The organism is Deferribacterota bacterium (genome assembly GCA_034189185.1).
In the GTDB taxonomy this organism is placed as follows: Bacteria; Chrysiogenota; Deferribacteres; order Deferribacterales; family UBA228; genus UBA228.
Map to the genome: position 1 here is coordinate 1 of JAXHVM010000092.1, position 3018 is coordinate 3018.

3 protein-coding genes are annotated in these 3018 nt (G+C 30.4%); 1 reads left to right on the forward strand and 2 read right to left on the reverse strand.

Annotation, left to right across the window (positions count from 1 at the left end):
* A partial coding sequence (locus tag SVN78_07040; protein MDY6821359.1) for a TSCPD domain-containing protein occupies nt 1-709 on the forward strand: 709 nt, incomplete at its 5' end.
* 80 nt (nt 710-789) lie between these two features.
* Here the strand turns inward: SVN78_07040 and SVN78_07045 are convergent.
* Nucleotides 790-1833, reverse strand: coding sequence for a CapA family protein (locus SVN78_07045; GenBank protein ID MDY6821360.1), 1044 nt, complete (start codon nt 1831-1833; stop codon nt 790-792).
* 255 nt (nt 1834-2088) lie between these two features.
* A complete protein-coding gene (locus tag SVN78_07050) occupies nt 2089-2835 on the reverse strand; it encodes an IclR family transcriptional regulator (protein MDY6821361.1) in 747 nt (248 codons plus the stop codon).
* Nucleotides 2836-3018 lie beyond the last annotated feature (183 nt).

Below are 3018 nucleotides of genomic sequence, written 5' to 3' on the forward strand. Positions count from 1 at the left end.
TGCTGTAAGTAAAACAGTTAACTTTCCAAATAGTGCAACCATAGAAGATGTAAAAAAGGTTTATTTAATAGCACATAAATATGGATGTAAAGGTATCACAATTTACCGTGATGGTAGCAGAGAAGAACAAGTTTTAAATATAGGTCAAGCAGATAAAGAAAAGATGGCAAAAGAAGGGCAATTATCTTTCAAACCAAGACCACGGCCTAAGATGCTTATTGGTAAAACAATTGAAATGATGACAGGATGTGGAAAGCTTTATGTTACTATTAATAACGATGAAAATGGTAACCCCTTCGAAGTATTCACAAGTATTGGAAAAGCTGGTGGTTGTGCTCAAAGTCAATGTGAGGCAATTGGTAGATTAATATCAGTTATATTAAGAAGTGGGGGCAAACCTGAGACAGTTATAAAACAATTAAAGGGAATATCATGCCATATGAAGTACGGATTTGGTCCACATCAAATCTTAAGCTGTGCTGATGCTGTAGCAAAAGCAATTGAAGAATCACTATCTGAAAAAATAAATATAAAAACAAATATCAAAAACAATATAACTATTGACAAGATTGTTGATGAAATGGAAAATAAAGAAAAGAATAATAAAATTCATGTAAGAAATGGGGCTTGTCCAGAATGCGGTGCTCAAATAACATATGTAGAGGGCTGTGACATATGCTTTTCTTGTGGTTATTCCCATTGCAGTTAAATTAAAAACATACAATTTCAATAAATGTCAAAATGTTTGAAATAATAATAAAATGATATAATCAGCATTTTCGGTTCAAATTACTGTAAAACTGGTTGATGTTTATAATTAATTAATATTTTGTTTTGCACAACAAAAGCATTTTTATCCTTATCAATAAATATCTCCAACAATAAACCCTTAGAATTATCAGGGTTATCGTTATCAAAGATAAAATTGCCTAAACTATATGTAATCAAACCTCCATTATATATTTCAACTGGTTGAATAACATGTGGGTGATGCCCTATTATAATATCTGCACCTTTATTAATAATATAATGAGCAGTTTCTATTTCTTCAGGATCGGGAGCGCTATCATCTTCTTCTCCAAAGTGCAGTGAAACAATAATAATATCACACTTATCCTTTATTAGTTCTATATCTCTGGCAAACTCTTCATCATCATAAATTGATATACCAGCCCTTGTTTCGGTTGCTTCCCAAGTTTCAGAAGACAGTATATTTGAATAACCAACTAAACAAACGTTTATATCATTTTTACTATAGGTATATGGCTTATGTGCTTCCAGTGCATTCATGCCGCCCCCAACATACTCTAATTGCAGACTTTCCAAATTATAAATTGTATCCTCTATCCCTGATAGCCCTGCATCACCAATATGATTATTAGCAATTGAAAGCACATTAAAACCCGCATTTTTCAGTGACTCTACAGCTTCATATTCTGTATAAAACCTGCAACATACATTAGCTAATGATAATAACCCACTTCTAGGATTCTGTAAAATAGGAACAACATTACCTCTCACCCTAAAGTTTTGATCTGTTACCGTTCCTTCTAAGTTGCCAAATACTATATCTCTGTTTTCTAAAAAAGGTTTTATGGGCTCAAATAATTTATCATAATCTCCATTAAAATTACTCTCAACTGACCCAGCAACATATCTAGATAACATTATATCACCTACAAAAACAGCACTAATTACATTATTATTCATTAGTAGCGAATTATATTTATCTAAACCTGTAGAGGTGTTTTTATCTATAAATGAAATATTTAGTGCTAAATTATAGAAAGGGATCAATATAATAATTATAAAAAAGATTATTTTATTTTTCATATTTTATATGTAAATTATTTTTATTATATTTTAAATATTTTTATACTTATTATATAAAAATTTTTCTTAGCTTCAAATATCTCCCAACTTCTCCCGACTTTGCAAGTCAATCCTTCGACTTCGCAAGTCAGATTTCCCGCATACTTACGCCATCATAAACCATGTTCACACATCTCTCAATTATAAGCAAGTTAAGAGATAACAATAATACCAATATGTGAAGCTTAGAACTGTCTGTATTATTTGATAGTTATATTACACTTTACATCCGGCGAGATTTGATATCTCTTTAGCACATATTAAAACCTTATCAGTATATTCATTAATCAGTTGTTCATTCAATTTACTAGCTATTGTTGATAAACTAACGGCAGCAATAACACTGCCATTAAAATCAAAAATAGGTGCACCTATACAAATTATGCCATCCTCATTTTCTTCCATATCCATAGAGAAGTGCCTTTTTTTTATATCCTCTAAATCTTTTCTTAATTTATCTTGATTTGTTAGGGTGTTTTTTGCTTTTTTTACTAATTTTACAGTCTTTAAATATTTATTAATCTCAAAATCTTCTAAAAAAGCCAACATTGCCTTCCCTAAAGCAGTAGAGTATAAATCAAAGGATGCTCCTATTTTAGATACCATTGGAAGACTATTAGGGCCTTCTACTTTATCAACATATACACCTTTAGAACCTTCCCTTATTCCCAAATGAACAGTTTGCCCTGTTTTTGCCATTAAATCAACAAGAAAGGGATGTGCTAGCTCCCTTATACTTATTCTTTTTAATATAGTGCTACTATATTCAACAACTTTTAATGATGGGGTATAAGTTTTATCATTTGACTTTATCAAAAGACCACATTTATATAGCTCTGATAAATATTTATATACATTTGAAACTGACATATTAAGATCTCTGGCAGCCTGATTGATACTTACTGGCTTTGGTGAATATATAACATACTCAAGCACATTTATCACTTTTCTAACTGACTGCATAGGCTTAAATAACTGCAACCACTTTCATATAATTTGCAGGATTTTTATAAATATCATTTATAATCATATAATCATAGGCACTTTTTCAAAATCTATAACTTTAGATATAATCCCCTCAATATTAATTTTTCTATTCAATACTATATCTATACATTCTGGAAAATTTTTGCAACTGTTACGTGA

Coding starts and splice junctions, on each gene's coding strand:
- SVN78_07045 (MDY6821360.1), bottom strand. CDS start 1,833: ATGAAAAATAAAATAATCTTTTTTATAATTATTATATTGATCCCTTTC.
- SVN78_07050 (MDY6821361.1), bottom strand. CDS start 2,835: ATGCAGTCAGTTAGAAAAGTGATAAATGTGCTTGAGTATGTTATATAT.